Here is a 25,265-nt window from a genome sequence, read left to right on the forward strand (position 1 = left end):
CGTATCCCTGAGGCAGAAGGCTGCATCGGCAGCCCCAGCGGCAACTTAAGCCGCACGGCATGTGCTTCAGGGAGCCGCCAATGACCGCCGCGCCGAACTACATGATCTCTCACCTGGACGAGATCCCGGCCGTGCCCTGCCCCTGCGGTTTCGCACGCCGCGCGTTCGCGACGGACGACAACAAGCTGGCGACCGTGCACCTCACCGACATCACCGAGGATGCGCGGGTGCACTACCACAAGCACATGACCGAGATTTACGTGATCCTCGAAGGCGAAGGGGAGATGGAGCTCGACGGCGAGCGCGTGCCGGTCTCGCCGCTCACGTCCATCTTCATCAGGCCCGGATGCCGGCATCGCGCCATCGGCCGCATGCGCATCCTGAACATCCCGATCCCCGCCTTCGACCCGGAGGACGAGTGGTTCGACTGAGCGTCGGGGAAGCGGAGAAGCCAAAAAGAAAGCGGCGGGGAAATCCCCGCCGCTTTCGAAACCTCGAACCGTGAACCGAAGCGATCAGCGCTTCGAGAACTGGAACGAACGGCGGGCCTTGGCGCGGCCGTACTTCTTGCGCTCGACCACGCGGCTGTCGCGGGTCAGGAAGCCGCCCTTCTTGAGGGGGCTGCGCAGCTCGGGCTCGTAATAGGTGAGCGCCTTGGAGAGGCCGTGACGCAGGGCGCCGGCCTGGCCGGACAGACCGCCGCCGGAAACGGTGGCGACCACGTCGTACTGGCCTTCGCGGGCGGCGACCTGGAACGGCTGGTTGATCATTAGGCGCAGCACGGGACGGGCGAAATACACCTCGATGTCCCGGTCATTGACGGTGATCTTGCCGGTGCCGGGGCGAACCCACACGCGGGCCACGGCGTCCTTGCGCTTGCCGGTGGCATAGGCGCGGCCGAACTTGTCCAGCTTCTGGACATGAACGGGGGCTTCGGGCTGGGCCGAGACGGTCGCTGCGCCGAGAGCGTCGAGGGACTGGAGAACCTCGGCCATGTCAGTTCCTCACGTTCTTGCGGTTGAGAGCCGCCACGTCGAGGGCGACCGGCTGCTGGGCCTCGTGCGGGTGGGCAGGGCCCTTGTAGACGCGCAGGTTGCCCATGATCTTGCGGCCGAGCGGGCCGCGGGCGAGCATGCGCTCCACCGCCTTCTCGATGACGCGCTCCGGGAAGCGGCCCTCGAGAATGAACTTCGCGGTGCGTTCCTTGATGCCGCCCGCATAGCCGGTGTGATGGTAGTAGACCTTCTGGTCCTTCTTGCGGCCCGTGAACACCGCCTTCTCGGCGTTGACCACGACGACGTTGTCGCCGCAATCCACGTGGGGGGTGTAGATGGGCAGGTGCTTGCCCTTCAGGCGCATGGCGATGATGGTCGCGAGCCGGCCGACAACAAGGCCGCTGGCGTCGATCACCACCCACTTCTTCTCGATTTCGGCGGGCTTGGCCGAATACGTCGTCATGGGATCATTCCGAATGAGAAGTCGGACGGCCCAGCCCATGAGGACCGAACGGCGTCCGACGATGGGGTGCTTCTAGAGGAGCACAGCGCGCACGTCAACGCATCCAAGGCGACAAAACATATGCGAAAACAAACGGTTATAAAAATGGTGTAATAGCACCATCAAAATTCCCGCGTTTTCGCATTGCCTTGGCGTCGATCAGGCCTTCGGCCGATCCGGGATCGAATAGGTGGCGACGCAGTGAGCGACCAGTTCGTCGTCCCCCGGCCCCCGAATGCCCACCTCCCCGACCGCGAGACGCTTGCCCAGCTTGATGATGCGGGCGTCGCCGAAGAGCGGCCCCGGGGCCGGCTTGCGCAGGAAGTTGATGGAAAGATTCGTCGTGACCGCGAGCGCGACGGGCCCGATCTGCGCCAGGAGCGCCACATAGACCGCCACATCTGCCAGCGCCATCATGGCCGGACCGGAAATGGTGCCGCCCGGCCGCAGATGGCTCTCGTCGGCATCGAGCCGCACCGTCGCGGTCTTCAGGCCCACGCACTCCACATGGTGCGCTCGGCCCGGGCCGAAGGCTTGCGGGAATTCGGCCGCGAGGAAGGTCTCCAGATCCTTCACAGTCATCACCGCATCGCGCGCCGCAGTCATCCCGTCCATTCCCCGTCCCTGCCCCGGCTCGCGCCGGCCGACGCTTGTGAATAGGATAGCGGCCGGAACGTCAAATCCGGAAACACCAAGGGAAATACCGTGCCCGCAACTGCCGCCGCCGTGAACGCCCCGCTCCCCGCCCCGGTCTCCCGCTCCGACGACGCGGGCGTGGTGACGCTCACCCTGTCGCGGCCGGCGCAGCGCAATTCCCTGTCCGAGGCGATGATGGCGGCGCTCACGGCCGCGCTGGGCGAGGTCGCGGCGGACTCCTCCGCGCGCGCCGTGGTGCTGGCGGCGGAAGGGCCAGTCTATTCCGCAGGGCATGATCTGAAGGAGATCCAGTCCCATCGCTCCGACGCGGACCGCGGCCGCGCCTATTTCGAGGATGTGCTGAAGCGCTGCGCCACGCTGATGACGGCCATCGTTCGCCTACCCCAGCCGGTGATCGCGGCGGTCGAGGGCATGGCGACGGCGGCCGGTTGCCAACTGGTGGCGAGCTGCGACCTCGCGGTCGCCGGAGACAAGGCGCGCTTCTGCACGCCGGGCGTCAATATCGGCCTATTCTGCCACACGCCCATGGTGGCGCTCTCGCGCAACCTTTCGCGCAAGCACGCCATGGAGATGCTTCTGCTCGGCGACTGGACCGAGGCGGACGACGCTTTGCGCATGGGCCTCGTCAACCGCGTCGTGCCGGCCGGCGACGCTCTTGCTACAGCGCAGGCCCTCGCCCGCAAGATCGCGGACAAGTCGCAGGTGCCGGTGAAGCTCGGCAAGGCCGCCTTCTACGCGCAGGTGGAGCTGGGCCTCGACGACGCCTATGCCTACGCCTCGCGCGTCATGGCGGAGAACATGCTGGCGCGCGATGCGGACGAAGGCATCTCGGCGGTCCTCGCAAAGCGTGCAGCCGTGTGGGAAGACAGGTAGCCCCGTTTACACTCCATAAACCATGATCTGGCTCTCTGGGTGAGACTGGCGCGTCTTGCGTCCGAGTCGCGGGAGGGCCGCGCATGTCTCATCTGGAGACGACGCACCTTGGAATGACGCAGACCGACACGGCGGGGCCCGATGTCGGGCTTCGGCGTGCGCGGCTGGCGTGGCGCCCGGGCATCTGGCAGGCCGCGTGGATCGTCTTCGCCCTCATCGCCCTCGCCAGCTTCCTGCCGCTGCGTTTCTCCGCCACCACCACCCTCGCGTTCGAGGTGGGCACCCAACCGCCCGCCGGCGCCATGCGCGGCGTGGCGCAGATGCTGGGCTCGCGGGAATTGGCCTATGACGCCGTGCGCCAACTGCCGGATGATGACGTGCGCCGCATCGCCGCCGGGGGCCTGACAGGATGGCTGGGCATCACCCACGCTGGCACCGAAGGACGCTCCGAGAGCGTCGCCGCCGCGTGGCGCCTCATGGAAAATCTGGAGGTGTCGCCGACCCAGGGCGGGCGCGCGTTGCGCCTTACCGTCACCGCGGCAACGCCCGGCCTCGCCGTGCGGGCGGCCGATGCCTACGTCTCCGCCTTCCTCTCCCTCGATCGCGCCACGCGCGAGGCGCAGGAGGAGCCCTCCCTGCTGCCGGCGGCACGCCGGGGCGAGGCCGGGCGTGCCTCCTTCGTGCCCCAGCCGCCCGGGCCACTCGCCCTCGGGTTGCTCGCGGCCATCGCTGCCCTGCTGGTCATTGCGCGACGCACCGTGAACCGCCCGGCAGAAGCCGAAGGCGTTGTGGATGGCGCCGTCCTTCCGGTCGAGCTCAATGACAGCCACCGCATCACCTGGATCGGCGGCCCGGAAGGCGCCGGCCTCGATGCGGATGCGGCGGTCGCGCGCCTCGCCGCCCATCTTGCGACGTCGCGCGGGTCGACGCGCCTGATTCTGCTCACCTCCGACGACCTGCCCGAGGCCTCCGCCACCTGCGCCGTCTCCCTGGCCCGTCGCCTCTCTGAGGATGCCGGGGTGGCTCTGGTGGCGTTGGATGGCAGCGCCGAGAGCCTTGCCGCCCTCGTGTCGGACCCATGGGCGCCGGGCATGAGCGAGCTCCTGTTCGGCGTCGCAGGCTTCGGCGAGACCATCCATCGGGACGCCCGCTCCCGGGCCCACGTGATCCCGCCTGGCCGGGACGTGCTCTCCGGCTCTGCCGTGGTGGGCGCGGAACGGCTCGCTTTGGTGCTGGAAGCTCTCAAGCGGACCTACGATTACGTGGTGGTCGCCGCCCCCAGCCTGTCGGCGGCCCGCGGCGGGCGACGCATCGCCGGCCTCGATCCCCTCGTCGTCTGCCTGAATGCGGATGATGCGCCGCCGACAGCCGCCGTCGAAACGTTCGACGCCCTCGCGGAGAAGAAATTCGGTCGGGTGGTGATGCTCTGCCTCGCCTCCGGCCGGACCGTGGAAGAGGCGCCGGAGAGCGAGGATCACCTCGCCGTGCCATCCCTTGACGCCCAGGAAATCGAGCCGCCGCAAATGCCCGAACGGCTCGCCGGCGCGGCCTGATCCACCCGTCGCTATCGCGCGACAGAGGCCCGGCCCAGCCGGGCCTTTTTGCGTTTCGCCCTCAACCAAGCGGGGCGAATGCTCGCCTGAAACCTAAAGAAACCGGCGCAAGAGACTATGTTGCCTCATTTTTTGTCCGGACGTTCCATCCAGCGAATGATGAGAGCCGCCGGGAGAACCCACAGGCTTCCCAGAAGCACGTAGCAGACGGTCTGAAGCGCCCAGTGCAGCTCGGTCACCCGGCCCTGAGCCAACGCCATGGCCATCAGCGCCCAGACGACGACCAGCACCAGCATCAGGACGGTACCGATAAGCTTGCGCAGGCGTTGGGGCATTCGCGATCACTCCCTGGCCGCCGGGGCTGCCTGCGTGCCGAAGCGGCATGCGGCACCCGCTCCCTTGCGCGGCACACAGGCTCTCTATAACGGATCGATCCTGGGGGGCCACGCAGCAAGACCGCGCACGCGGAGCCGAAAACACATGTCGCACGTCGAAGCCGCACCCCTGATCGCCGACCGCCCCCGCCCCGGGATCAAGGCCGTCCGCATCTGGCTCTATTTCGTCGCGGCGCTGATCGTGGCCATGGTCGTCGTGGGCGGCGCGACGCGCCTCACCGAATCCGGCCTCTCCATCACGGAATGGAAGCCAGTCACCGGCGCCCTGCCGCCCATGTCGCAGGGCGACTGGCAGGCGGAGTTCGACCGCTACAAGGCCATTCCCCAGTACGAGATCCTCAACAAGGGCATGGGGCTGGAGGCGTTCAAGCGCATCTATTGGTGGGAATGGGGACACCGGCTGCTCGGCCGGGTCATCGGCTTCGCCTTCCTCCTGCCCTTCCTGTATTTCGCTTTCCGCGGCGTGCTGCGCGGATCGCTGCTGGCGAAGTGCCTCGGCCTGTTCGCCCTCGGCGGGCTGCAGGGTGCCGTCGGCTGGTGGATGGTGGCGTCGGGGCTCACGGAGCGGGTCTCCGTCAGCCAGTATCGCCTTGCGGTCCATCTCACCCTGGCCTGCATCATCCTCGCCGCCATCGTCGCCGTCGCGCGATCGCTCTCCGGCGAGGGGCGGCAAGCGGTGACAGGCCGCGCGCGGCTGACGGCGCGTGTGCTGGTGGCCCTCGTGCTGGTGCAGATCTTCGCCGGCGGACTGGTGGCCGGGCTCGACGCCGGCATGGCCTACAACACCTGGCCCCTCATGGACGGCCACTTCATCCCCGCCGCCGAACAGCTCGGCGCCATGTCGCCGTTCTGGCGCAACCTGTTCGAGAATGCGCTGACAGTGCAGTTCGATCACCGCATGGTCGCTTATGCAATCTGGGCGCTGGCACTCGTCCACGCGCTCGATGCCATGCGGGACGGCGGACGGGCGGCAAAGCGGGCGTGGATTTTGTTCGCTCTGGTGACCGCGCAGGCGACGCTGGGCATCCTGACGCTGATCCATCAGGTGCCCATCGACATCGCCTTGGCGCATCAGTTCGGGGCGACCATCGTCCTGATCTTCGCCGTGGTGCATGTGAGCGGCCTCGGTGCGCCCGAGACCGCGAAGGCCGTGACTGCCGCCGCCTAGACCAGCGCCGCCACGAGCGGCGCGATCATCACGTTGAACAGGCCCGCCAGCACCATCACGAGACCGGCGATGGAGCCTTCCTCCCCGCCGATCTGGTGCGCCCGGGCGACGCCGGCACCGTGGGCGCCCATGCCGAACAGGGCGCCGCGGGCCAGCGAAGAGCGCAGCGGCATCACCTTCAGAACCACCTCGCCCAAGGCCGCACCGCAGATGCCGGTGAGGATGACGAACACGGCAGTGAGGTCCGGCACGCCGCCGATGTCGCCGGAGACCACCATGGCGAAGGGGGTGGAGGTGGAGCGCGGCATCAGGCTGAGGCCGATGGAATCGCTCAGGCCCAGAAGATGCGCCAGGGCCAGCGCCGTCCCCATGGCCAGGGTGCTACCGACCGCGACGCCCACCAGCAGCACCGGCCAGTAGCGGCGGATGAGCGCGCGCTGTTCATAGATGGGGATGGCAAAAGCCACCGTCGCCGGCCCCATCATCAGCAGCAGCCAGCGGGTGCCGGCGATGTACTCGCCGTAGCCGGCGTGCAGGCTGAGCGCCACGGCACCGACGCCGATGGGCGTCAGCAACAGCGGCGAGGTCCACCAGAACCGCCAGCGCCGGCCGATCGCCCGCGCCGCAAGATACGAGCCGATGGTGACGGCCGACCAGAACAGTGCGGCGAACAGGGGGTTATGCATCCACATGGCGCGCCTCCCCCGACAGACGCTGGGTCCAGCGCCAGCACAGATCGACGGCGAGCGCGGTGCCACCCATGACCGTGACCGTGCCGAGCAGGATCACCGCGGCGATCTTCAGTCCGTCGAGGCCGATGAGTTCCTTGTGGTCGAGCACGGCCATAACGGCCGGCACGAAGAACAGCAGCATTTCCGCCAGCAGCCAGGACGCCCCGCGCCGCACGCTCGCCGGACGCAGCCAGCCGCTCGCCAGAAGCGCCAGCACCACCACCATCCCCACGATGCCACCAGGAACCGGCAGCTTCACCAGCCGCACCACACCCTCTCCCGCCATCCAGAAACCGGCGAGCACGGCGAGTTGAGCAATCATGCTGCGATGCAGCGCGAGGCGGACGGTACGAAGCAAGTGATTGGGGGCAGAGCGATTCTGGGACATGGCTGGCACCTCCAGTGCCGATGCCAGTAAGATAGTATGCACCGCAGCATGATGAAAATGAATTGATTGCATAAAGACCATTCCATATAGGCATCATATGGAACTTCGGACGCTCAGGGCCTTCGTGGAGGTGGTGCGGCAGGGCGGCTTCTCGCCGGCCGCCAAGGTGCTCAATGCCACCCAACCCACGATTTCCAAGGCCGTGAAGCAGCTGGAGGACGAACTCGGCGTTCCGCTGCTCGACCGCATCGGCCATCGCAGCCAGCTCACCGCCGCGGGCGAGATCGTCTACCGCCGGGCTTTGACCTTGCAGGCCGAGCGCGAAGGCCTCGTCGCCGAGCTGGAAGATCTGAGAGGCCTCAGGCGCGGCAGCCTGCGCCTCGGCCTGCCGCCGCTTGGGGCGAGCACGCTGTTTGCGCCTTTGTTCGCCGTCTTCCGCTCCCGCTATCCCGGCATCGAGATCCGGCTGACCGAGCACGGCTCCAAGCGGCTGGAGGAAATGCTGATCGAGGGCGAGGTGGAGCTGGCCGGCTCACTGCTCCCCGCCAAGGAGGGGTTCGACGGGCAGGGCGTGCGGTGTGAGCCGCTCATGGCCGTCTTGCCGGTGAGCCACCCTCTGGCGGGACGGGAGCGGGTGACGATGGCCGATCTCGCGGGCTTCCCCTTCATCCTGTTCGAGGGCGGGTTCGCGCTCAATCAGGTGCTGGAGGATGCCTGCGCCCGCAACGGCTTCGCGCCGCAGATCGCCGCGCGCAGCGGGCAGATCGACTTCATCGTGGAGATTGCGGGCGCGGGCCTCGGCGTCGCCTTCCTGCCGAAGACCATCGCCTACCAGCGCCGCACGCCGGCGGTGCGATTGTCGGAACTCGCCGAGCCGGGCACCGAATGGCACATGGCCATCGTCTGGCGAAAGGGCAGCTATCTCTCCCACGCCGCCCGCGCCTGGCTGGAGCTGACGCGGGAGGTCTATGGCGACGGGGACGGTCCGTCCGGCTGAACGTCATTCCCCCATAAAAACCGCGCGGGCCCTTGGGAGCCCGCGCGGATCGAAGATCAGATCTGTCGCCCAGGTCAGATCTTGGCCAGCGCCTGATCGAGGTCGCCGATGATGTCCGCCACGTCCTCGATGCCGATGGACAGGCGCACCACCTCCGGCCCTGCCCCCGCCGCCGTCTTGCCGTCGTCGGTCAGCTGGCGATGGGTCGTGGAGGCGGGATGGATGATGAGCGATCGGGTGTCGCCGATATTGGCGAGGTGCGAGAACAGCTCGACGTTCGACACCAGCTTCACGCCCGCCTCATAACCGCCCTTGAGGCCGAAGGTGAACACCGCCCCGGCGCCCTTGGGCAGGTATTTCTGCGCCAGCGCATGATACTTGTCGGTCGCAAGGCCGGGATAGCTCACCCAGGACACCTTGGGGTGCGCGGCCAGCCACTGCGCCACCTTCAGCGCATTCTCGCTATGCCGCTGCATGCGCAGGGCCAGCGTCTCGATGCCGGTGAGGATCAGGAAGGCATTGAAAGGCGACAGCGCCGGCCCGAGGTCGCGCAGGCCCAGCACGCGAGCGGCGATGGCGAAGGCGAAATTGCCGAACGTCTCGTGCAGCACCATGCCGGAATATTCCGGCCGCGGCTCGGTCAGGAAGGGGTAGCGGCCCGAGGCCGACCAGTCGAACGTGCCCGCATCCACGATCACGCCGCCGATGGAATTGCCATGGCCGCCCAGGAACTTGGTGGCCGAATGCACGACGATGTCGGCACCGTCCTTGATGGGCTGCCAGAGGTAGGGCGTCGCCAGCGTATTGTCGACGATGAGCGGCACGCCCGCCTTCTTGGCGATGGCGGAGATGGCCGCAACATCGGTCACCACGCCGCCCGGATTGGCGATGGATTCGATGAAGATCGCCTTGGTCTTCGGCGTCACCGCCCGCTCGAACGAGGACACATCGTCCGGGTCCGCCCACACCACGTTCCAGCCGAAGCTCTTGAAGGCGTGGGAGAACTGGTTGATCGAGCCGCCATAGAGCTTGCGCGAGGCGATGAACTCGTCACCCGGCGTCAGAAGCGTGTGGAACACCAGATGCTGGGCCGCATGGCCGGACGCGACCGCAAGGGCCGCCGTGCCGCCCTCCAGCGCCGCGACGCGCTCTTCGAGCACCGCATTGGTCGGGTTGGTGATGCGGGTGTAGATGTTGCCGAACGCCTGCAGGCCGAACAGGGACGCCGCATGATCCACGTCGTCGAACACGAACGAGGTGGTCTGGTAGATCGGCGTCGCCCGCGCGCCCGTGGTGGGATCCGGCTGGGCGCCGGCGTGAATGGCGAGGGTCGCGAAACCCGGCTCGTGCGGGGCGGCGGGGGTCTTGTCGTCGGACATGGGCGCTTTCTCCGTCAGTGCCAACCTTCTATGCCGGCGGGCTTCGATAGATAATTCCGTACTTCTACCGATTAGATTGATTTCGGTCCACGCGGTGCGATGGAAAGCCGCTGCACCCCGCTGCCCAGCCGCTGGGGGCGGCGGGCGGAGATGGTGCGGGAATTGACGCCGGTCCAGCCGATCTCGCCGGAAAGGCGGCCATATTCGATCTTCGGACAGCGGTTCATCACCACCTTGAGACCGGCGGCCTCAGCGCGGGCGGCGGCCTCGTCGTTGCGGACGCCAAGCTGGGTCCAGAACACCTTTGGCAGGGGATCGAGCGCCAGCACCTCGTCGAGAACGGCGGGCACATGCTCGGGTGCGCGGAACACGTCCACCATGTCGATGGCCTCAGGCACATCCTTCAGCGATGCGACGAAGGTGAGCCCCACCACGGTCTTGCCCGCCTGCCCTGGATTGACCGGATAGACGCGATAACCGCGCTCGGACAGGTACTTCATTACGAAATAGGACGGCCGCGCCGCATTGGCGCTGGCGCCGACGATGGCGATCGTCTTCACCTCGGAGAGGACCGAGCGGATATAGGCGTCGTCGTAGCGATCGTGGTTCACCACGTCTCCTCCCTCGTTCAGCGCCGGACGATTCAGCGCCTGGCCTTGGAAAACAAGGTGTAGAAATTCCGGGTGGTTGCGGCGGCGAAGGTCTCGAAGGGCTCGCCCCGCGCCTCGGCCAGCACCCTCGCCGTCTCGCGCACGAAGGAGGGCTCGTTGCGCTTGCCGCGATGGGGAATCGGCGCGAGGAATGGGGAATCGGTCTCCACCAGAATGCGGTCGGCCGGCACATCGCAGGCGATGGTACGCAGATCCTCGCTCTTCTTGAAGGTCACGACGCCGGAGAAGGAGATGTAGCCGCCCAGCGCCAGCGCCCGGCGGGCGAGGTCCGGCCCGGCGGTGAAGCAATGCAGCAGGAAGGGAAAGGCCCCTTTGGCGGTCTCTTCCTCAAGGATCGCGGCAACGTCCTCATCCGCCTCGCGGGCGTGAATCACCAGCGGCAGGCCGGTCTCGCGCGATGCTGCGATATGCGTGCGGAAACCCTGCTCCTGTGCCTCGCGCGGGCCCAGGTCGTAGTGATAGTCCAGCCCCACCTCGCCGATGGCCACCACCTTGGGATGGCGGGAGAGGTCCACCAGGTCCTTCACCGTGACATCCGTTTCCTCACCCGCCTGATGGGGGTGGGTCCCCACGGAACAGCTCACGCTGTCGAACCGCTCGGCGATGGCAAGGATCTCGTTGAAGCGGCGCACCCGCGTGGAAATGGTGACGAGATGGGTGACGCCAGCCGCCTCGGCGCGCGCCACCACGTCTGGCAGCTCGGCGGCGAAATCGGGGAAATCGAGATGGCAGTGGCTGTCGACGAGCATGATGATCCTACGGACGTTCCGCGCTTCACATAAGCGCATCGGCCCTCCCCGTCGAGGCGCCGGGCCATGCGCACAGCGCACGGCCGGGCCTTGCCGGACGGCTCCGGCAAAGGTATCGCGGGGGCCGACACGGGCCGGGCCGGCTCGTCCCATGGCGAGACCCTTCATGCTCAAGACCCAGCCCCCGTTCCGCCCTGCGCTCGCCCGGCTTGCCGATGCGTCCAACGTCTGGGCGATCGCTTTGCTCGTCGTAGGCGTAGCCCTGCTGGCCTGGAGCGCCCAGCTGTCTATCCCCATCCAGCCGGTGCCCATCACGCTGCAAAGCTATGTGCTCATCTCGCTTGCGGCCCTCATGGGCTGGCAATTCGGCGGGCTCACCGTCGCGATCTATCTGCTGGCCGGATTGATGGGACTGCCGGTGTTCTCGGGCGGGCGGAGCGGGCTCGCCATGCTCACCGGCACCTCCGGCGGCTTCGTCGTCGGCTTTCTCGTCACGGCGCTGCTGGTGGGCTGGCTGCAGGAAAACTGGGCGCGGCTTCGGCCGCTGCCGCTCTTCGGCGCGCTCGCCCTTGGGCATCTGGTGCTGATGGTCATGGGCGCCGGGTGGCTCGCCACCAAGGTCGGCCCCATGCTGGCGCTGGAGAAGGGCTTCCTGCCCTTCATCCCCGGTGCCGTGGTGAAGACCGTCGCTGCGCTCGCCACTGTCATCGCCGTGGAGCGCCTCGCCGGCACTCCGCGCCAGCAGTGAGTCGCGCGGCTACTGGGCCGAGCTGATCTCTTCCTTAAGGGCGTCCGCGTCCGGGGCGGGCATGGTGATGGGCTGCACACGCTCGCCGGGTCGGCCGGGATTGGTGACGATGGAGGCTTCCAGCGACACCGTGACGTTCCCGCCAGAGGTGTTGAAGATGTAGTCCAGCCGGAAGGCCGCATCCTGGCTCTGGCCGTTGGTGCGCTTCATCGCCTCATCAGGCGGAAGCCGTTTTTCGGCAATGAGTTGGGCCGGCTGATCGACCGTGATGTTGTACTGGCGGGCACGCCGTGACGTCGCGATGCGGGCGCGCACGAGGGTGGCGTCGGCACCGGCGAGCTTCACCTCGATACGCGGCACGGCGGGGCCTTCCGGCACCGGCGGGGGCATCTGAGTCGGCATGGCCGGGGGGATGGGATCATAGTTGGGAGAAGGCGCCGGAGCGCGGTCGTAGCTGCTGGAGCAGCCGGCCAGTGCCAGCGCCACCGCGGCCACCGAAACCCATCTCACGCCCGTCATTCCCACCGCTCCAGTTCCCCCAGCCCCGCCTGCTGTAAACTACAAAACCCTAGCAAGGTTAAGATATTTCCGGTTCCCGCCCATTCCGGGGCTCAGGTGGCGGCTTCCGGCTCCACATAACGCGGGAACACGCCGACAGGGGTCGGCAGGGCCAGGCCGGCGGGCAGGCGGAAGGCCGGAGCGAGCCGGTCGAAGCCCCGCTCCGCGGCGGGAATCGCCACCAGATCCAACAACTTGGCGGCGCTCTCCGGCATCACCGGCTGGACCATGATGCCCACCTGCCGGATCACCTCGGCGGTGACCCAGAGCACCGTCTCCATGCGGGCGGGATCGGTCTTGCGCAGGGCCCAGGGGGCCTGGGCGGCGAAGTAGCGGTTGGCTTCCGCGACCACGGCCCAAACTGCGTTGAGATACAAGTGGATAGCCTGCGCTTCCATGGCCTCGCGGCTCTTTTCGAGCATCCCGCCGGCGAGGGCGAGCATGGCCTCGTCCTCCGGCGAGAGGGGGCCGGGGGTAGGCACCAAGCCATTGAGATTCTTGGAGATCATCGACAGCGAGCGCTGGGCGAGGTTGCCCAGGTCGTTGGCGAGGTCGGCGTTGATGCGGTTGACGATGGCCTCGTGGCTATAGGAGCCATCCTGGCCGAACGCCACCTCCCGCAGGAAGAAATATCTAATGGCATCAACACCATAGGTGGTCGCGAGGTCGAACGGGTCGATCACGTTGCCGACCGACTTCGACATCTTCTCACCGCGGTTGAAGAGAAAGCCATGGCCGAACACGCGCTTGGGCGCCTCCAGCCCGGCGGACCAGAGAAATGCCGGCCAGTACACCGCATGGAAGCGAATAATGTCCTTGCCGATGACATGCACGTCCGCCGGCCAGTACTTCGCGAAGTCGCCATCCACGTTCGGATACCCGAGCGCGGTGATGTAGTTCGTCAGCGCATCCACCCACACATACATGATGTGCTTGGGATCACCTGGAACGGGGATGCCCCAGTCGAAGGTGGTGCGGGAGATGGAGAGGTCCTGAAGGCCACCCGACACGAAACTGACAACCTCGTTTCGGCGGGTGTCAGGCGCTATAAACCCCGGGTTTTCGGCATAGTAAGTGAGCAGTCGGTCCTGATAGGCCGAGAGGCGGAAGAAGTAGCTCTCCTCCTCCACCCATTCCACGGGTGTCCCCTGTGGGCCGAGCCGAACACCGGCGTCGTTCAGTGTTGTCTCACTTTCCGCGTAGTAGGCTTCATCCCGGATGGAATACCAGCCCGCATACGTGGATTTATAGATATCCCCGTTCGCCGCCATCTTTTCCCAGATGGCCTGCGTGGAAATGCGATGCCGCTCCTCCGTGGTGCGGATGAAGTCGTCGTTGGAGAGGTTGAAGGTCTCCACCATCGCCTGGAAGCGGGGAACGTTTCGCTCGAGCAGCTCGCGGGTGGTCACGCCGGCGCGCTGCGCGGTCTGCAGCATCTTGATGCCGTGTTCGTCCGTGCCCGTGAGGAAGCGTACGTCATAGCCGTCGAGCCGCTTGAACCGCGCCATGCAGTCGGTCGCGATCGCCTCGTAGGCATGGCCCATGTGGGGCACGCCATTGGGGTAGGAGATGGCGGTGGTGATGTAGAACGGCGGCTTGACGGACATCGGAAGGCTCGGACGATTTCCCCGACCCCCGGGACTGCGGCTTCAGCTTGCGGCAGCTTCAGCGCACGGCCTCGGCCAGATCGGCAAAGATGCGGAACACCAGCGCCTTGCGATCGAGATTGAAGACATCCGCCTCGGTCGCGCTGCGCCGCACCTTCTCCCACACCTCGCCGAGGCGGACAAGGCGATGGCGGGGCACGTCCGCGTGCGTGGCCTGCGCGGCCACATAGTCGCTCACCGCCTCGACGAAGAGATCGAGCCCGTCGGCGCGGTCGCCCTGGAGCCGGGTGCCCAGCGCGTGCAGGTCTTCCGGGCGAGGACGGGGCAGCTGATCCAGCGCCTTGAGGGTGGCGAGGCGCACCTCCATCCCCTCCCCCCGCGCCAGCGTCAAAGCGCGCCGCACGCTGCCGCCGGAGGCCTGCGCGGCGGCCGGAAGCTCGGCGGCGTTGAGCTCGCCGATCTCGGTGGAGAGATGGTCCAGCGCCGCCAGCACGTCGCCCTCTCCCAGCGCCCTCAGCCGCAGCAGGCGCGAGCGCGAGCGGATGGTCGCCAGCACCTTGCCGGGAGCGTGGGTGATGAGCAGGAACAGCGCGCGCGGCGGCGGCTCCTCCAGCGTCTTCAGCAAGGCATTGGCACCGAAGGCATTCAGCTCGTCCACCGCATCGACGATGCACACCCGCCAGCCGCCGGCCGCCGCCGTGGCGCCGAAGAAGCTGCGCACCCGGCGCACCATCTCGGCCGGGATGATGGTGGGGATCTTCTCTTCCCCCGCCTCCGGCGCGCGGCGCAGCACCAGCATGTCGGGATGGCTCATGGAGGCCACCTGCCGGAACACCGGGTGGCTCGGCGACAGGCTCAAATCATGGGCGCCAGCCTCCGGCCCGCCGGCCAGCACCACGCGGGCGAGGCGATAGGCGAGCGTCGCCTTGCCGATGCCCTCCGGCCCGCCGATGAGCAGGGCATGGGGCAGGCGCCCGGCGCGGAAATCGCCGAGCAGGTCCGCCTCCACCGCCGCATGGCCGAACAGGCGGTCCTGCTCACGCGGATGCGGCGCACCGGGCAGAACGTCGCCGGCGATCTCCGTGCTCATGCGCCCGCGCCTGCGATCGCTTGGGGCCCTGCGAGGTCTTGGGCACCGGCGAGGTCTTGGGCACCCAGCCCAAGACGGGCCGCCACCACGTCGGCGATGGCGGCGGCGACCGCATCGGCATCGGCCGAGGCATCGATGAGGGCGCAGCGCGCCGGCTCCGCCTGTGCCCGCGCGAGAAAGGCGGCGCGCACCGCGGCGTGATAATCGCCGCCCTCTTTCTCGAACCGGTCCGCCGCCGCGCCCGCCGCGCGACGGGCGGCGCGGGCAAGGCCGATCTCCGGCGGCACGTCGAGCACGAGGGTGAGGTCCGGCCGGACGGCGCCAACCGAAAGCGCCTCAAGGGAATCAAGAAGGCTCGGGTCCACGGCGCCGACCGCGCCTTGATAGACGCGGGTGGAATCGATGAAGCGGTCGCACACCACGATCTTGCCCGCCGCCAGCGCCGGAGCGATCAGGCCGGCCACATGATCGGCCCGCGCGGCGGCGAACAGCAGCGCCTCCGCCGCAGGCCCGAGCGGCTCGGCCGCGCCGGAGAGGATGACATGGCGCAGCGCTTCCGCGCCGGGCGTACCGCCGGGCTCGCGCGTCTCCACCACGTCGAGCCCGAGGCCGCGCAGATGCTGCGCCAGCCGCCGCGCCTGGGTGGACTTGCCGGTGCCCTCCCCGCCTTCGAGGGTGATGAAGCGTCCGCTCATTTGCCGACCTTCGCCAGCACCTTCTTGAAGAGATCGCGCACGCCGTCGCCCATCAGCGTCATGCCGCCATCGAGGGCGCGATCCGTCAGCGACCCCACGGGCACGTCCTCGGCGGTGTAGAGCGGAATTTCCAGCGCCTTCACCTGCCCGCGCGTGACCTGCATGCGGCCCACCTCCGTGCCCTTCGCCACCGGGGCGCGCAGCGGCCCGGTGTAGACCACCTTGGCGGTGACGCGCTCGTTGCCCGAACGCGGCGTGAGGATGGAAACCGCCCCCTTCGCCACGAGCCCGACCGACCCTTGCGTGCCGCCGAACACCTGCGCGCGGCCGATCTCCTGATCGGCCGTGAAGATCTGCCGCTGGCGGAAGGACTGGAAGCCCCATTCCAGCAGCTTGCGCGTCTCCTCCAGCCGTTCCTTCTCGCTCTTCGCGCCGAGGGTGGCGACGATGAGGCGCTGACCGTTTTGCACCGCCGAGCCGAGGGCGTGGTAGCCCACATCCTTCACCCAGCCCACCTGAAGGCCATCGGCCCCGATGCCCGCGTCCAGCAGCACGTTGCGATTGCGCTGCTTGATGCGGCTCCACTCGATGTTGGGGCGGGCGAACACGGGGTAATAGGTGGGATAGGTGCGGATGACATGGGCGGCGAGCAGCCCGAGGTCGCGGGCCGTGGAGACCTGGCCGGGATCGGCGAAGCCCGTGGCGTTGTGGAACTCGGAATTCGCCATGCCGATAGCCTTCGCCTCGGCATTCATCATCTGGGAAAACTCGCTCTCGGTGTTGGCGACGCCCTCCGCCAGGGCGATGGCCGCATCATTGCCCGAGACCACCAGCGCGCCGGCGAGCAGCTCGCCCACGGGGGCCGGCTTGTTCACCTCGGCGAACATGGCCGCCCCGCCCGAGGGGCCGCCGCCGCGCTTCCAGGCGTTCACGCTCACCACGAAGGGGGTGTCGAGGGCGATCTTGCCGGCCTTGAGCTGGGAGAAGACGACATCCGCCGTCATCACCTTCACCAGCGTGCCGGGGGCGAAGCGCTTGTCGGCGTCCTTCTCATAGAGAATCGTGCCGGTCTCGAAATCGATCAGCACGGCGGACGGAACGGAGGTCTGGAAGCCCTGCGCCGGCTGGGCGGCGGCGGGACGGGGGGCGGTCAACACGCCGAGCAGCGCCAGCGCAATGGCCGGAAAAGCGAGAGCGCGAACAAGACGGGAGGCGAAGCGGGAGGACACGGACATCTGGCTCCACCGGATACGGCACGCGGACGGCGCCGCTCCCTGCCGCGGCGCGGCTTCGGGGCACGACGTCCCATTCGGCGGGATCATCGCGAAGCGCCGGCTCCGGGTAAAGCCCTTGGGGAATCGAGTTGGGGGGATATCTTCAGCTCGGGTGTGCGCCGGGCCGGATCAACGTTCTCCCGGTACCCCGGCGAAGCCGAGGCCGGAGACGGGCGCGGCGCCCTGCGACCAGCCCGCGCTGGCCACCACCTGGCCCGAACCGCTGGTCTGGCCGAGATCATAGGGCCGCGACGGCGGCACCGGCGCCTCGTCCGACGGCGGCGCCGAAGCGGCGACACGACGCAGCGGCGGGCCTTCCGGCACGAAGGGCTTGGCCGAGGCCACGCGCACCGGAGAGCCCTCGATCAGGTCCGCCGGGGTGCCGTCGGTGCGCAGGGTGGAGGCGAGCTTGATGTCGTCGTCGTCATCCAGCGGCGCGCGGCCGAGATACTGCACGCGGACCTTGGTCATGCCCTTCTGGGCGAAGCCGAGCAGCTCGGCCGTCTTGTAGGAGACGTCGATCAGGCGATCGCCCACATAGGGCCCGCGATTGTTGATGCGCACCACGATGGAGCGGTCGTTGGACAGGTTCGTCACCCGCACGTAGGACGGCATGGGCAGCGTCTTGTGGGCGGCGGAGATGGAGCCCATGTCGAAGATCTCGCCATTGGCGGTCTTGCGGCCGTGGAAATCCTTGCCGTACCAGGAGGCCGTGCCCTCGGCCATGTAATTGGGGTTCTCGGCCGGCACATAGGTGCGCCCGCCGATGGTGTAGGGCTTGCCCACCTTGTAGTTGCCGCCGCCGCGCGGCACCGGATCCCCCTCCGCAACCACGCGCGGGCTGGTGGAAACGCCCCAGATGGGATCGATCTTGCTGCCGAGGGATTCGACCGAGCCGCAGCCGGCGATGGCGATCAGGGAGGAGAGAACGACCACGGTTCGCACGCCCCGGATGGATGGCGCTGCCCCCGCGCCGGTGACGGCGCGCATGAGGTGACCGATCCTGTTCCGCTGCGTCCTCGCCGATCCCGTCATCATCCGTGCCCGGTTCCCCGCTTTTGCTGCCGCCGGCAGAGACAGAACGCACCCTGCCGCGATCGGCATGGACCCCGGCAGATTCCGTCAACAGGGGGTCCAATGACGGCAAAAATGGGGCGCAGCTGCGGCCATGGTTAACAAACGGCAATATTGCCGCCCATCATGATACCTTAAACAACCCTGTCCGGCGCCCCACAGTCGGTCTCGTGCCCCCTGTCCCCGCCTCCCGCGCCGCCCCCTCTCGACGCGCCCGCGCACCTGCTCTAGATGGGACCATCAAGCGTCCGCCCCGCGAGCGGGCCTGGAAGGGTGGCCGAGTGGTTTAAGGCAGCGGTCTTGAAAACCGCCGTGGGTGCAAGCCCACCGTGGGTTCGAATCCCACCCCTTCCGCCAATACCGCCGATTGCACGCCCTAGACGCAATATTGCCAGCGCTCACCGCGCATCTACCAAGCTGAATGGCTGACTCTCCATTCAATCCCATATTGGGTCCCGGGCCACTGCTGTTTGCTCCATCCATAATGCACATCAAACCCGAGCCCATTTATGGTTGGGCGACTGTGGACATAGCCAATTCTGGAAAACACTTGATCGACACATCAACTCAGGCAAAATTGCGCAATATTTTCGATTGGTTGGGAGGGGGCGGCTAGATGACAAACAGAGTTCACATCGATGCACCAGCGGGCGTCATCGAAATCGAAGGCGAAAAAGACTTCGTAGAGGGGCTTCTCGCAAAGCTGTTCCCGCTGATTGAAGAGGTAGGGTTTGGCAGTCGCCCGGTACAGAATGAAGAGGCTCAGTCTGTTCAAGGCGAAACGAACAGCAATCTCGATGATGAGGCCTCCGAGGATAGCGGAAGCGGCACAAAATCTAAAGTGAAGCGGAAGCGGAGTGTTGCCCCAAAAGGTCACACTTGCGCAGATAGGATTTTGTCGTTGAAGGAAGAAGGATTTTTCAAAAGTAAGCGTGGAGGAAGCGATATAGTGATAGGCCTTGCTGAAAAAGGATTTACTCACAAATCAAATCAAGTAGCTGCCGCAGGGGAGTCTCTTTTTAAGAGAGGGCTTCTTCAAAGAACAAAAGATGGATCTGGTCCTTTTAAATATTATTGGGATAGGGATTGACACTTGATTCTAACCAGCCTCCAACACGCTCTCAAAACAATTCCTTTGGGTCTGCGCGCGCCTCTGATCAGGGAATTCGAGCAAGCACTTGACGAATACCGTGCCGGAGACTGGGAAAAGGTCGGCCTCAAGGCGGGAAAGTTTTGCGAAGTCGCTTATTGGATATGCGCCGGGCACGTGACAGGAACTTATGCGGCGAGCCCATCAAAACCGGGGAACTTTCCTCAGGCATGCCGAGATCTTGAACAACATAACGGCACCAAGGGACGCTCACTCTGCATGCAGGTGCCGAAGGCTTTGGCGGCACTTTACGAGCTTCGGAACAGTCGGGCCATTGGCCATGTTTCGGCCGAAGTTAGTCCTAACCACATGGATGCGGAGTTCTTCCTGCGTGGCATGAAGTGGATCATGGGCGAGTTTGTTCGTAACTATTCGCAATTGGATCTACCTGAATCCTATGCCGTCGTCGAGGCGGTCACTGCTCGAACATTTCATATGGTTTGGTCCAATGGCGATATTCGACGAGTGCTTGAGCCGATGAAAACAGCAAGTCAAAAGGTATTGATCCTGCTTTACGCAGAAGGAACGCCGGTCCTTGTCACTCAACTTCAAGCGTGGGTCGAGTACAAAAATGGAACTGATTTTAAACGTAAGGTCATAAAAGAACTTCATAAAAAGGCATGGGTGCATTTCGACGAGAGGGCAGCAACAGCGCAAATCCTCCCCCCTGGCCAAGCCCATGTGGAAAAGTCAGGCCTTCTTGTCATGGGGTCATAGCTATAAATAATTGAGCACCATTTAGAGGGCGGTGGCTTAGATTTATTCGTCCGCCCATTCGGCTTCGGACCGCCAATTTATTTCTCGCATGCAAGATCTAAAACTTGCAAACGAAGCGGTGGACAGTCAACGCCTCAGCCTAGGTTGACGCTGTGAAACTGAACTTCAAATGACCAAGTCCGTCTCCGCTCGGCCAAGCTGATCGATCGTCGCACGGGCAATCCCCCCTCCCCCTCACCCCAGCACCCCATCCGGCGCCTCGATGGTGAGCAGGCTCGAAAGATCCGCCCCGCTCTCCGGGGCGGCCATGGGGCAGGTGGTGCCGGGGAGGACGGCCACGTCGAACAGCTCGCGGATGGCGCCTTCCAGGCGGATCCATTCCACCACGTCGCCGGTGGCGAGCTTGATGATCTGGACGCCGCACCAGGGCGTGCCGCCGCGGCGCGCGATCTCGTCATCGATGGGCATGCCATTGAACGACAGGTGCCGCGGCAGCGAGAGCGTCACCACCGCGTGGCCGGCGTGGATGGAGAGGCCGCGCAGGAAGCCCGGGCAGAAGGCGATATCCTCCTTCGCGCCGGTGACGGGATCGACGCGCACCAGATAGCCCCGCGCGGAATCGAGCATCCAGATCCACCCACCATGCACGCGCGGCGAATGGGGCATGGAGAAGCCGTCGGCGATCACCTCGTGGTCGTCCACCCGGATGAGCAGGCCCCCGCCGACCCGGTGCTCGCGCCAGCCGTCCACCACGTCGGTGGCGGAGACGGCCGTCACGTAGCGCACCCGCCCGTCCTCCAGGGCGAGGCCGTTGAGGTGGCAGCGATCCTCGGCGGCGAGGCGGGAGATGAATTTTGGCTTCCACACCGGCTTGAAGGAGTGGCGGTGGCTGATCGTGGCGAGGCAGCTGAACTTGGTGTTCACGAAGACGATGCGTCCGCTCGCCTCCACCGCGATCTCGTGGGCGTCCACGTCGCCGGTGACGAAGGCGGTGCGCGGCACGTAGAGGCGGTCGAAATGCCCGTTTGCCCGCTCGTCCGGGCCGAGCACGTTGGCGAAGCGCCAGATTTGGTTCAGCGAGGCGAGATAGAGCTCGTCGCCGCGCGGGGCGAGGCCCATGGCCCGCACGAAATTGCGCTGATGGAACGAGAGGTTCTCGTTGCCGAACTGGCCGACGAGAAAGAGCTGCCCGCTCTGGTAGGACGAGAAGGCGAGGCTCACCCGGTGCTGCGCCAGCCACGCGGCGAAGGTGCGCGAACAGGTGATCTGGGTCTGGTCTGTCTCGACAGGAGCTGCCTCTTGCGCCTGACCCATTGTATCCACCCGCTCCGGCCGTGGGATCTGTGCGATCCCGTGGCCGGAGAGTGAAGCCGGTTTTTCCAGCTGAGGCCAGACCGCAGCATCGCAGCGCACAGCTTAGGACTGCACGCGCCCCGTGGCGCCGCGCCGCATCAGGCGGCGCGATAGCGCGGGGCCGGGGCGGAGCCGCCGAGATGCTGGGCCATGGCGCGGCGGGCCGCTTCATAGGCCAGCCATTCGCCGCCATCCTGAAGGGCGGGGATGGTGACGATCTCGCCGGCATCGAGGCCCGCGAGGGCGGCGTCCACCATCTCCTCGGCGGACATCACGATCTCCTTCGGCAGGTTCGCGTGGCCGCCGACGCCCGGGATGTTCCAGAACTCGGTGGCCGTCGCCCCCGGCAGCACCGCCTGCACGCGCAGGCCGCGCGCGCCCAGTTCGTGCTGGAGCGACTGGGTGAGCGCCAGCACATAGGCCTTGCTCGCCCCATAGACGCCGTTGAGCACCTCCGGCGCCAGCGCCACGATGGAGGAGATGTTGATGATGGTACCGCCGCCCCGCGCCACGAACGCAGGCGCCGCCGCGTAGGTCAGGCGGGTCAGGGCGGTGACGTTGATGGCGATCATCTCCTCCATGCGCGCGACGTCGCTGTCGAGGAGGGGCGTCGCGGCGCCAAAGCCGGCATTGTTGACCAGCAGGGAGATGCCGGCGTCGTCGCGCAGCAGCGCCTCGATGCGGTGGAGGTCGGCGGCGGCGTTGAGGTCAGCGGTGATGGTCTGCACCGTGCGGCCGGTCGCGCTCCCGATGCGCGCCGCCACCGCCTCCAGCCGCACCGCATTGCGGGCGACGAGGATGAGGTCGTAACCGCGGCGCGCCAGCCGCTCCGCATAGATGGCGCCGATGCCGCCGGAAGCGCCAGTGATCAGCGCGATGCCCTTGTTGTGTTCCGTGTTCATGGCCGATCCCCGGTCGTTGGTATGAGACAGAGGGAGCCTAGGTGCCTCGCCGCATGTCTTGAATGTCGAAGAAGCGGCAATTCAGGACATAACCGGCCGACAAGCGGGGGCGACGTCGGCGGGTGCGCCATGCGCCGCCCCATCCTTCTCCCCTTCGATGTAGCGCAGGCTGCGGCGCAGGCTCTGGGGCGGATGGCCGAAGTGGCGGAGGAAGGCGCGACGCATGCGGTCTCGATCGTCGAAGCCGGTGTCGCGCGCCACCACGTCCATGGCATGGCGCCCTTCCTCCAGCATGGCCTTCGCCGCTTCCAGGCGCAGCCGCTCCACCGCCTTGGCGGGGGACTCGCCCGTCTCCTCGCGGAACACGCGGCTGAACTGGCGCGGGCTGAGGCTCGCGGCCTCCGCCAGCTCCTCCACGGTCAGGGGATTGCGCAGGTTTTCCTTGGCATAGGTCAGCGCCCGGCGGACGCGATCGGAGCGCGGCTCCAGCTCCAGCAGGGTCGAGAACTGCGCCTGCCCGCCGGGCCGGCGATGGTAGACCACGAGCTTGCGGGCGATGGCGCGGGCGAGCGCGGCGTCGTGGTCGTCCTCCACCAATGCGAGGGCGAGATCGATGCCCGCGCTCATGCCCGCCGAGGTCCAGATGTTGCCGTCGCGGATGAAGATGCGGTCGTCGTCCACGCGGATGGCGGGGAAGCGCTCCTGCAGCGCCCGTGCGTGCGCCCAGTGGGTGGTGGCCGCCCTGCCATCCAGCAGGCCGGCCTCGGCGAGGCGGAAGGCGCCGGTGCAGATGCCGGCCACGCGGCGCGATTTCGCGCCCGCCTCGGCGATGTAGGCGCGCAGCCGCTCGGGCGTCGGGGTGGGCACCAGTTCGCCCAGCACCACGAGCGTATCGGGAAATGGACCGAGCGGCTGCGTGGTGACCGAGACCCCCAGGGAGGAGGACACGCCGCCGCCCCTCTCCGACATGAGCGTGAGGGAATAGGCCGGTCGCTCCAGCACGGTGTTGGCGAACTCGAAGGCCGACACGGCGGCCAGCCCCATGACCTGGAACCCGTCCTCGACGATGAAGCCGATGTGCCGCATGACCTGCTCCCACGTCCCGTTTCGCCGCTTAAGGCAATCTGGGACATGGAGGCACGAATGCAAGCGGCCCTGCCCGGCCGGTCGGGCCAAACGGGGCAGATGACCGGAATCGGCGCGTTTTCGTCCGTAAGCGCCGGGCTCAGGCCCCGAGCTTCGTCTTCGCCAGGGCAAGGTTCGGATGCGGCGGTGGAGGCTGGACGAGGTGCCAGAGCGGGTATATACACGCATTCATGGACACCCCCTGCCACTGCGCCCGCCTGCGCCGGGCGACGCGCCGTATCAGCGCCATCTACGACGAAGGCTTCGCGCCGTTCGGCATCAACGTGGCGCAGTATTCGCTGCTGCGTTCCGTCCGCGACAAGGGCGAGGTCAGCATGACCGAGCTGGGCCGGATGCTGGAGCTGGACCGCTCCACTGTGGGCCGCAACGTGCGGGTGCTGTCCAAACACGGCCTGGTGGAGATGCGGCGCGGCAAGGACGACCAGCGCGAGGCCTGCATCGCCCTCACCCCACAGGGCACCGAACTCCTCAAGACCGCCGCCGAGGCCTGGCGCCGGAGCCAGAAGACGATCGAGGACCGGCTGGGCAAGGACCGGCTCGAACAGCTGCGCGATCTCCTCGCCGCCCTCTGAGGCGAAGGGGTCACACAGCTTTTCCGCGCTTCATACGGGTATATACCCACGTTTCGTTGATCGCCCGGCCCTGCCGGTCGCCTGAAATTCCCGCGATGCCGGCCGGCCCGCGCATCGTCCATTGGAGGAGGTCGTCATGACCACGGACATCGTCATCGCCCATCCCGTGCGCACCGCCATCGGCGCCTACAACGGCACGCTGAAGGGCACGCCGGCCACCGAACTGGGCGCCGTCGCAGTGCGCGAGACCGTGCGCCGCTCGGGGCTCGATCCCGCATCCATCGGCACGGTGGTGATGGGCAACGTCATCCAGGCCGGCAACCGCATGAACCCCGCGCGGCAGGCGGCGATCCATGGCGGCCTGCCGGTGGAGGTGCCCGCCATGACCGTCAACCGCGTCTGCGGCTCCGGCGCGCAGGCCGTCGTCACTGCGGCGCTGGAGATCGCCGCGGGCGTGCATGAGGTCGCCGTCGCGGGCGGCATGGAGAACATGGACCGCGCGCCCTATCTGATGGACGGCGGCCGCTGGGGCTATCGCATGGGCCCGGCGCAGATTCTCGACAGCATGCTCACGGACGGGCTCGATGACGCCTTCTCCGGCAAGCATTCCGGCTGGCACACGGAAGACCTCGTCGAAAAGCTCCAGATCACCCGCGCCGAGCAGGACGCGTTCGCCGCGCGCTCCCAGCAGCGCTTTTCAGCCGCGCAGAAGGACGGCCGCTTCGCCGAGGAGATTGTCGCGGTGGAGGTGAAGGGCCGCAAGGGCACGGAATCCTTCGCCACGGACGAGGCGCCCCGCCCCGACACCACATTGGAGACGCTGGCGAAGCTGCGCCCGGCCTTCCGGCCGGAGGGCACCATCACCGCCGGCAATGCGCCGGGGCTCAACAGCGCGGCCTCCGCCATGATCGTCGCCGAGCGTGGGTTCGCGGAGGCGAAGGGCCTCGCGCCGCTGGGCCGGCTCGCGGGCTATGGCGTCGCCGGGGTCGAGCCGGGCCTGTTCGGTCTCGGTCCCGTGCCCGCCGTGCGCAAGGCGCTGGCGCGCGCCAGCTGGTCCCTCGGCGACATCGAGCGCATCGAGATCAACGAGGCGTTCGCCGCCGTGCCCATCGCCGTCGCGCGGGAGCTGGGCCTGCCCGAGGACATCGTGAACGTGGAGGGCGGCGCGGTGGCGCACGGCCATCCCATCGGTGCCACCGGGGCCATCCTCATCACCCGACTGCTCCACGCCATGCGGCGTGACGGGCTGAAGCGCGGCATCGTCACCCTGTGCATCGGCGGCGGACAGGGCATCGCCCTCGCCCTCGAAGCGCTCTGAGGC

At 67.1% G+C, this 25,265-nt stretch carries 28 protein-coding genes and 1 tRNA gene; 11 read left to right on the forward strand and 18 right to left on the reverse strand.

The window, feature by feature from the left end:
• Positions 1-80: 80 nt before the first annotated feature.
• Positions 81-431: a cupin domain-containing protein gene (locus V5F74_RS00275; RefSeq protein WP_394005586.1), complete on the forward strand. Its 351-nt coding sequence runs from the start codon at positions 81-83 to the stop codon at positions 429-431.
• Positions 432-515: 84 nt separating this feature from the next.
• Here the strand turns inward: V5F74_RS00275 and rpsI are convergent, their stop codons facing one another.
• The 3 genes from rpsI to V5F74_RS00290 form a co-directional block, all read right to left on the reverse strand.
• Positions 516-995, reverse strand: coding sequence for a 30S ribosomal protein S9 (gene rpsI / locus V5F74_RS00280; protein WP_038193505.1), 480 nt, complete (start codon positions 993-995; stop codon positions 516-518).
• 1 nt (position 996) lies between these two features.
• A complete protein-coding gene (rplM, locus tag V5F74_RS00285; protein ID WP_024279114.1) occupies positions 997-1,458 on the reverse strand; it encodes a 50S ribosomal protein L13 in 462 nt (153 codons plus the stop codon).
• A 198-nt stretch (positions 1,459-1,656) separates the two neighbouring features.
• A complete protein-coding gene (locus V5F74_RS00290; protein WP_029558450.1) occupies positions 1,657-2,103 on the reverse strand; it encodes a PaaI family thioesterase in 447 nt (148 codons plus the stop codon).
• Between the two features lie 99 nt (positions 2,104-2,202).
• On the opposite strand from V5F74_RS00290, the gene V5F74_RS00295 reads away from it, so the two are divergent.
• Together V5F74_RS00295 and V5F74_RS00300 are read left to right on the forward strand one after the other, a co-directional pair.
• Positions 2,203-3,027 carry an enoyl-CoA hydratase gene (locus V5F74_RS00295; RefSeq protein ID WP_038193504.1) on the forward strand — a complete coding sequence of 275 codons (825 nt, stop codon included), beginning with the start codon at positions 2,203-2,205 and terminating at the stop codon, positions 3,025-3,027.
• A gap of 83 nt (positions 3,028-3,110) precedes the next feature.
• Positions 3,111-4,580: a hypothetical protein gene (locus V5F74_RS00300; RefSeq protein WP_156026396.1), complete on the forward strand. Its 1,470-nt coding sequence runs from the start codon at positions 3,111-3,113 to the stop codon at positions 4,578-4,580.
• Positions 4,581-4,705: 125 nt separating this feature from the next.
• Here V5F74_RS00300 and V5F74_RS00305 read toward each other — a convergent pair whose 3' ends face one another.
• Positions 4,706-4,915: a DUF2842 domain-containing protein gene (locus V5F74_RS00305; RefSeq protein WP_024279119.1), complete on the reverse strand. Its 210-nt coding sequence runs from the start codon at positions 4,913-4,915 to the stop codon at positions 4,706-4,708.
• 145 nt (positions 4,916-5,060) lie between these two features.
• Between V5F74_RS00305 and V5F74_RS00310 the strand changes: the two genes are divergently transcribed.
• Entirely contained in the window at positions 5,061-6,143 is a 1,083-nt protein-coding gene (locus tag V5F74_RS00310; RefSeq protein ID WP_394005590.1) for a COX15/CtaA family protein, read from the forward strand.
• Here the strand turns inward: V5F74_RS00310 and V5F74_RS00315 are convergent.
• Together V5F74_RS00315 and V5F74_RS00320 are read right to left on the reverse strand one after the other, a co-directional pair.
• On the reverse strand, positions 6,140-6,835 hold the full coding sequence (locus V5F74_RS00315) for an LrgB family protein (RefSeq protein ID WP_029558446.1): 696 nt from the start codon (positions 6,833-6,835) through the stop codon (positions 6,140-6,142). The genes V5F74_RS00310 and V5F74_RS00315 overlap by 4 nt on opposite strands.
• On the reverse strand, positions 6,822-7,262 hold the full coding sequence (locus tag V5F74_RS00320) for a CidA/LrgA family protein (protein ID WP_029558445.1): 441 nt from the start codon (positions 7,260-7,262) through the stop codon (positions 6,822-6,824). Before V5F74_RS00320 ends, V5F74_RS00315 begins: the two co-directional genes overlap by 14 nt.
• A 97-nt stretch (positions 7,263-7,359) precedes the next feature.
• Here V5F74_RS00320 and V5F74_RS00325 point away from each other — a divergent pair, with 97 nt between their 5' ends.
• Complete coding sequence (locus V5F74_RS00325; protein ID WP_394005593.1) at positions 7,360-8,259, forward strand: LysR family transcriptional regulator; 900 nt, start codon at positions 7,360-7,362, stop codon at positions 8,257-8,259.
• Positions 8,260-8,333: 74 nt separating this feature from the next.
• Here V5F74_RS00325 and V5F74_RS00330 read toward each other — a convergent pair whose 3' ends face one another.
• The 3 genes from V5F74_RS00330 to V5F74_RS00340 form a co-directional block, all read right to left on the reverse strand.
• A complete protein-coding gene (locus tag V5F74_RS00330) occupies positions 8,334-9,638 on the reverse strand; it encodes an O-acetylhomoserine aminocarboxypropyltransferase (protein WP_024279124.1) in 1,305 nt (434 codons plus the stop codon).
• Between the two features lie 71 nt (positions 9,639-9,709).
• The gene (locus V5F74_RS00335) at positions 9,710-10,249 is read right to left on the reverse strand and encodes a CoA-binding protein (RefSeq protein ID WP_029558442.1); all 540 of its coding nucleotides are present in this window, start codon (positions 10,247-10,249) and stop codon (positions 9,710-9,712) included.
• Between the two features lie 32 nt (positions 10,250-10,281).
• Positions 10,282-11,058, reverse strand: a complete 777-nt coding sequence (locus V5F74_RS00340; protein ID WP_394005596.1) for a TatD family hydrolase — start codon at positions 11,056-11,058, stop codon at positions 10,282-10,284.
• Between the two features lie 166 nt (positions 11,059-11,224).
• Here V5F74_RS00340 and V5F74_RS00345 point away from each other — a divergent pair, with 166 nt between their 5' ends.
• Positions 11,225-11,806 carry a biotin transporter BioY gene (locus V5F74_RS00345; protein ID WP_394005598.1) on the forward strand — a complete coding sequence of 194 codons (582 nt, stop codon included), beginning with the start codon at positions 11,225-11,227 and terminating at the stop codon, positions 11,804-11,806.
• Positions 11,807-11,815: 9 nt separating this feature from the next.
• On the opposite strand, the gene V5F74_RS00350 is transcribed toward V5F74_RS00345, so the two are convergent.
• The 6 genes from V5F74_RS00350 to V5F74_RS00375 form a co-directional block, all read right to left on the reverse strand.
• On the reverse strand, positions 11,816-12,325 hold the full coding sequence (locus V5F74_RS00350; RefSeq protein WP_394005600.1) for a hypothetical protein: 510 nt from the start codon (positions 12,323-12,325) through the stop codon (positions 11,816-11,818).
• Between the two features lie 92 nt (positions 12,326-12,417).
• Positions 12,418-13,971: a methionine--tRNA ligase gene (gene metG, locus V5F74_RS00355; RefSeq protein WP_394005602.1), complete on the reverse strand. Its 1,554-nt coding sequence runs from the start codon at positions 13,969-13,971 to the stop codon at positions 12,418-12,420.
• 58 nt (positions 13,972-14,029) lie between these two features.
• Positions 14,030-15,061, reverse strand: coding sequence for a DNA polymerase III subunit delta' (locus tag V5F74_RS00360; RefSeq protein WP_394005604.1), 1,032 nt, complete (start codon positions 15,059-15,061; stop codon positions 14,030-14,032).
• Positions 15,058-15,756, reverse strand: coding sequence for a dTMP kinase (tmk, locus tag V5F74_RS00365; RefSeq protein WP_394005606.1), 699 nt, complete (start codon positions 15,754-15,756; stop codon positions 15,058-15,060). Before tmk ends, V5F74_RS00360 begins: the two co-directional genes overlap by 4 nt.
• Positions 15,753-16,991 carry a D-alanyl-D-alanine carboxypeptidase family protein gene (locus V5F74_RS00370; protein ID WP_394005608.1) on the reverse strand — a complete coding sequence of 413 codons (1,239 nt, stop codon included), beginning with the start codon at positions 16,989-16,991 and terminating at the stop codon, positions 15,753-15,755. The genes tmk and V5F74_RS00370 overlap by 4 nt, the downstream gene beginning before the upstream one ends.
• A 168-nt stretch (positions 16,992-17,159) precedes the next feature.
• Positions 17,160-18,020 (reverse strand): septal ring lytic transglycosylase RlpA family protein, encoded by an 861-nt coding sequence (locus V5F74_RS00375; protein WP_394005610.1) that lies wholly within the window; start codon positions 18,018-18,020, stop codon positions 17,160-17,162.
• Between the two features lie 351 nt (positions 18,021-18,371).
• Between V5F74_RS00375 and V5F74_RS00380 the strand changes: the two genes are divergently transcribed.
• From V5F74_RS00380 to V5F74_RS00390, 3 genes are all read left to right on the forward strand, one after another.
• A tRNA-Ser gene (locus V5F74_RS00380) sits at positions 18,372-18,461 on the forward strand.
• 259 nt (positions 18,462-18,720) lie between these two features.
• A complete protein-coding gene (locus V5F74_RS00385) occupies positions 18,721-19,194 on the forward strand; it encodes a hypothetical protein (RefSeq protein WP_394005612.1) in 474 nt (157 codons plus the stop codon).
• A gap of 3 nt (positions 19,195-19,197) precedes the next feature.
• The gene (locus V5F74_RS00390) at positions 19,198-19,971 is read left to right on the forward strand and encodes a hypothetical protein (protein WP_394005614.1); all 774 of its coding nucleotides are present in this window, start codon (positions 19,198-19,200) and stop codon (positions 19,969-19,971) included.
• A gap of 234 nt (positions 19,972-20,205) precedes the next feature.
• Here the strand turns inward: V5F74_RS00390 and V5F74_RS00395 are convergent, their stop codons facing one another.
• The 3 genes from V5F74_RS00395 to V5F74_RS00405 all read right to left on the reverse strand — a co-directional run bounded on the left by V5F74_RS00395 (position 20,206) and on the right by V5F74_RS00405 (position 23,312).
• Positions 20,206-21,285: a TIGR03032 family protein gene (locus V5F74_RS00395; protein WP_394005616.1), complete on the reverse strand. Its 1,080-nt coding sequence runs from the start codon at positions 21,283-21,285 to the stop codon at positions 20,206-20,208.
• Positions 21,286-21,422: 137 nt separating this feature from the next.
• Positions 21,423-22,226, reverse strand: a complete 804-nt coding sequence (locus tag V5F74_RS00400; RefSeq protein WP_394005618.1) for an SDR family NAD(P)-dependent oxidoreductase — start codon at positions 22,224-22,226, stop codon at positions 21,423-21,425.
• An 81-nt stretch (positions 22,227-22,307) separates the two neighbouring features.
• Positions 22,308-23,312 (reverse strand): GlxA family transcriptional regulator, encoded by a 1,005-nt coding sequence (locus tag V5F74_RS00405; RefSeq protein WP_394005620.1) that lies wholly within the window; start codon positions 23,310-23,312, stop codon positions 22,308-22,310.
• A gap of 230 nt (positions 23,313-23,542) precedes the next feature.
• Here V5F74_RS00405 and V5F74_RS00410 point away from each other — a divergent pair, with 230 nt between their 5' ends.
• Complete coding sequence (locus V5F74_RS00410; protein WP_394005622.1) at positions 23,543-23,944, forward strand: MarR family winged helix-turn-helix transcriptional regulator; 402 nt, start codon at positions 23,543-23,545, stop codon at positions 23,942-23,944.
• A gap of 136 nt (positions 23,945-24,080) precedes the next feature.
• On the forward strand, positions 24,081-25,262 hold the full coding sequence (locus tag V5F74_RS00415; RefSeq protein WP_394005624.1) for a thiolase family protein: 1,182 nt from the start codon (positions 24,081-24,083) through the stop codon (positions 25,260-25,262).
• Positions 25,263-25,265 lie beyond the last annotated feature (3 nt).

Origin of the sequence: Xanthobacter aminoxidans (assembly GCF_043193615.1) — a bacterium.
Lineage (GTDB): Bacteria > Pseudomonadota > Alphaproteobacteria > Rhizobiales > Xanthobacteraceae > Xanthobacter > Xanthobacter aminoxidans.